This is a genomic window from Erythrobacter westpacificensis (assembly GCF_039542285.1).
Classification (GTDB): domain Bacteria; phylum Pseudomonadota; class Alphaproteobacteria; order Sphingomonadales; family Sphingomonadaceae; genus Alteraurantiacibacter; species Alteraurantiacibacter westpacificensis.
In genome coordinates, this window is the sequence record NZ_BAABHV010000013.1 from 1 (window position 1) to 4,297 (window position 4,297).

General features: G+C 61.7%; 3 protein-coding genes. All 3 read right to left on the reverse strand.

The window, feature by feature from the left end; genetic code table 11:
* Nucleotides 1–93: 93 nt before the first annotated feature.
* The 3 genes from glpK to glpD are packed head-to-tail and all read right to left on the reverse strand — an operon-like array spanning nt 94 to nt 4,004.
* The gene (gene glpK, locus ABFX23_RS10775; RefSeq protein ID WP_346033065.1) at nt 94–1,581 is read right to left on the reverse strand and encodes a glycerol kinase GlpK; all 1,488 of its coding nucleotides are present in this window, start codon (nt 1,579–1,581) and stop codon (nt 94–96) included.
* A gap of 39 nt (nt 1,582–1,620) precedes the next feature.
* On the reverse strand, nt 1,621–2,457 hold the full coding sequence (locus tag ABFX23_RS10780; protein ID WP_346033066.1) for an MIP/aquaporin family protein: 837 nt from the start codon (nt 2,455–2,457) through the stop codon (nt 1,621–1,623).
* 29 nt (nt 2,458–2,486) lie between these two features.
* Entirely contained in the window at nt 2,487–4,004 is a 1,518-nt protein-coding gene (gene glpD, locus ABFX23_RS10785; protein WP_346033067.1) for a glycerol-3-phosphate dehydrogenase, read from the reverse strand.
* Nucleotides 4,005–4,297: the final 293 nt, after the last annotated feature.

Here is a 4,297-nt window from a genome sequence, read left to right on the forward strand (position 1 = left end):
TTTCGCCAATGCTGCCTAATCCCCCAACTGGGTGACGCCGCGCGGCCGTGCCCCATGTTTGCAACAGAGCCTTTTCGCGAACCTGCAGCGCGCTCAGGAAATGGCGCGTGCAACGGCCTTTCGCCAGCCCTCAACCATTGCCGCCCGGGTCGCCTCCTGCATCTTCGGCTCAAAGCGGCGTTCGCGCGTCCAGATCTCATCAAGTGCGTCGAGCCCGCTCCAGACGCCAGTTGCGAGCCCCGCCATAAACGCCGCGCCAAGGGCCGTCGTTTCCACAATCGCAGGCCGCTCGACCGGCGCCACGAGCACGTCAGACAGGAACTGGCAGAGCCAGTCATTCACCGCCATGCCGCCATCCACGCGGAGCGCGGTTGCACCTTCTCCAACGTCCGCCTTCATGGCGTCGATCAGGTCCATCGTCTGATAGGCGACGGATTCCAGCGCCGCGCGGGCGAGGTGCGCATCCGTGGCGTCGAGCGTGAGACCGCAGATCAGCCCCCGTGCGTGCGGATCCCAATATGGAGCGCCAAGCCCGACGAAGGCAGGGACCATATAGACGCCGTGGCTATCGGGCACCCGCGTGGCCATGCTTTCCGTCTGCGATGCATGCGTGATGATCTTCAAGCCGTCCCGCAGCCATTTGACCGCCGCACCGGCAACGAAAATAGACCCCTCGAGGGCATAAGTCATCGTACCGTCCAGACGATAGGCCGGTGTCGTGAGCATCCGCATCTTCGACAGAACCGGCTCGGTGCCGATGTTCATCAGCGCAAAGCAACCGGTGCCGTAGGTCGACTTCGCCATACCCGTCCGGAAACATCCCTGCCCGAAAAGTGCAGACTGCTGGTCCCCGATCATACCTGCAACGGGGATAGCCTTGCCGAGAATCTCGGCGTCGCAATGGCCGAAAATGCAGGCGTTATCGCGCACATCGGGCAGCATCGCGGCGGGGACGCGGAAGAGGCTGAGCAACTCATCGTCCCAGGTCTGCTCCATGATGTTGAACAGCAGCGTGCGACCTGCATTGGTCGGATCGGTCGCATGGACCTTGCCGCCCGTCAGCCGCCAGAGCAGAAAGCTGTCGATGGTGCCAAACGCCAACTCGCCCCGCTCTGCGGTAGCGCGGGCGCCTGAGACGTTGTCCAATATCCAGGCGGCCTTGGTCGCCGAGAAATAAGGGTCGATCAGCAGGCCGGTCTTCGCCGTGACCATCTCCTCGGCACCGGAGGCCTTGAGCCGGGCGCACTCATCCGCTGTCCGGCGATCCTGCCAGACAATCGCGTTATGAATGGGCTTGCCGGTTGCCCGGTCCCACACGACGACCGTTTCCCGCTGATTGGTGATGCCAATCGCCGCGACATCGGCAACATCAACGCCGGCCTTTGCGACCACGTCCTGCATCGTGGCGACGGTGTCGCGCCAGATGTCTTCCGGATCATGCTCCACCCAGCCAAGATTGGGATAATGCTGCTTGAACTCGCGCTGCGTCGTGGCGACCGGATTGGCCGCGGCATCGAATAATATGCAACGCGTCGAGGTCGTTCCCTGGTCTATCGCAAGAATATAAGGCGGCTGCACCATGGTTGCTCTCCTATGATCGCCGGCTGCGCGGCGATTGTGTCAATTGGCCGCGTCTGGTTCGGCGGGGATGGATTCCTGGGCGACCCGTTTGTGTCGCGATGGCAGGAAGGGCCGGATCAGCCAGTGGTAAATGCTGGCGCCCAGCACACCGCCACAGAACGGGCCGGCAATCGGCACCCACCAGTAGTTGCCGGGTCCGGGAAAGGCGGATTCACCCCAGCCGGCGAGATAGCCGAAAATGCGCGGACCAAGGTCGCGCGCGGGGTTAATCGGCCATCCTTCGAGATAGCCCGCACCGCCGCCGATCATGGCCACGAGCAGGCCGATAATCAGGGCACTCGAATTGGCCTCGGGCGCCTGGGTGTTATATTCCTCGGTGATCGCGAAGATGCCAAGCAGCAGGAAACCCGTCAGCACGATCTCGTTGAAGAAGGCCCGGATCGGCGTGATGTGCGCGCCGGGCGCAGTAAAGAACACGCCCGCTCCGCCGCCGGCTGCCCGGTCGATGCCCTGCGTCGCGTTGAACGCGTCAATCACCGGCGAAAACATCATGTAGACGACCGCAGCGCCCAGAAATGCGCCAATCGTCTGGGCGATCCAGAACGGCACGACCTTGCGCTTGGGGAAGCCACGATAGATTGTGAGCGCGAGAGTGACAGCGGGATTGGCATGTGTGCCGGACACCGCGCCCGTCACGTAGATCGCGATCGTAACGGCCAGACCCCAGGTGATGCACACCCCGAAATAGGCCGTGCTGTACGGGCTGGGATCATACAGAAAATACATTGCGGCTGCCGAACAGCCGATGGTGATGATAATGAAAACTGCAATGCATTCGGAGATCAGTTCTCCAATAAATGCCTTTCCCGGTGACATTGGCCCCTCCACGGATATTCGTTGTATCGTTACTCAGCTGCTTTGGCTTCAACCCGCGCATGATCGGCCAGATAGGCCTTCAGCGCCTCCACTTCTTCCGCACGCATATGCAGGCCCAGCTTCGATCGACGCCACAATATGTCGTCCGCCGTTTGTGCCCACTCATTCCCCAGAAGATAATCCACTTCCGCCTGCGTGAGGCCAGCCCCGAAACTCTGCCCGAGGTCACCCATCGTCTTGGCAGTACCCAGAAAAGCGAAGACCCGCGAGCCATAGCTCTGCGCCAGGCGACGAACCGTCTGCTCATCCAGGAAGCCGGCCACCCGTTGCACGTCCGCGACAAGACCAGCCAGCCCGCGCTCCCCCAGATCGCCGCCAGGCAGCGGCGCCTTGCCTGTCCAGGCCGACTGCAGGCCCGGGAGGTGCCGTGCCAACTTGTCCATCACCTCCTCTGCCAGCGCACGATGGGTGGTGATCTTGCCGCCGAATATGCTCATCACCGGGGCCGCACCGTCGGCATGATCGAGGGAGAGCACGTAGTCGCGGCTGATTTCCGACGCGTTGGTCGTCGCATCGTCATAGAGAGGACGCACGCCAGCAAAGCTCCAGAGAACGTCCCGCGGCGCGATCTGGGTCGTGAACCAGCGGTTCACGGATTCGCATAGATAATCCGTTTCGGTCGCGTCGATCGCCACGGCATCTGGCGCACCTTGCCATTCCACATCCGTTGTGCCGATCAGCGTGAACTCGTCTTCATACGGAATGGCAAAGACGATCCGCTTGTCCGGATTCTGCAGGATGTAAGCGTGTTCCCCGTCGAATAGCTTTCGGGTAACGATATGACTGCCCTTGATCAGCCGCAGCGTTCCAGCGCCCGGGATGCCGGCGCGCTGTGGCAGGAAATCCGCCGCCCAGGAGCCAGTAGCGTTCACCAGAATACGGGCCGTGACGGATTTCGTGGTTCCATCGGCGCACTGCAGGGAAAGGGTCCAGCCTTCCCGGTGCCTCTGTGCTGAGAGGCATCTCGTGCGCGTCATGACCGTTGCACCATGTTCGGCGGCATCCTGAACATTCGCGACAACGAGGCGGCTGTCATCGCCCCAACAGTCCGCATAGCGATAGCCCTGCGTATATTTCGACTGAATGGCACTGCCATAGCCATCCGTGTCCAGCCGGATGGCGCGCGAGCGCGGCAGGCTGCTCCGTCCGCCCAGATGATCGTAGAGAAACAGGCCGATCCGCATCATCCAGACTGGCCGCATCCCGCGATCATGCGGCAGAACGAACTCGAGCGGCCGGATCAGGTGCGGTGCCGCCCGCATCAGCCGCTCACGCTCGGCAAGCGCCTTGGCAACCAGCCGGAATTCATATTGTTCGAGATAGCGCAGCCCGCCGTGAATGAGCTTGGTGCTCGCAGACGAGGTATGCGCGGCCAGATCGTCCTGCTCCACCAGCATAACGCGGGCGCCACGACCGGCAGCATCCCGCGCTATCGCCGCGCCGTTGATGCCTCCCCCAACAATTAGAAGATCGTATTCAATTTCCATGAATGGACATTCGCCGCCCTTGGCAACGAAAGTCAATCACTTTCGTATCTTTCGTTTCGGGAGGCAGAGCGCGGCCTGAAGAGTCCAGACATGGCCACAGATCAGCCGGTGCGCCGAAGGCGGCAAAGTTATCGCGGACCCACTGCAAGGACGCGACGAGGTCAAGCTGGACGGTGTTGGTGGGCGCGCCCTTCTCCTCGCCAAGATAGAGGTAACCGAAAGGGCTCTGTTGCAAACTCTGACACGGTTTCCAAGATTGGGCTCATGTACTGTCAAGGTCAGTTGCGATGAAC

Excerpts from the sequence above, each read along its gene's own strand:
- glpK (WP_346033065.1), bottom strand. The coding sequence starts at position 1,581 with ATGGTGCAGCCGCCTTATATTCTTGCGATAGACCAGGGAACGACCTCG.
- ABFX23_RS10780 (WP_346033066.1), bottom strand. The coding sequence starts at position 2,457 with ATGTCACCGGGAAAGGCATTTATTGGAGAACTGATCTCCGAATGCATT.
- glpD (WP_346033067.1), bottom strand. The coding sequence starts at position 4,004 with ATGGAAATTGAATACGATCTTCTAATTGTTGGGGGAGGCATCAACGGC.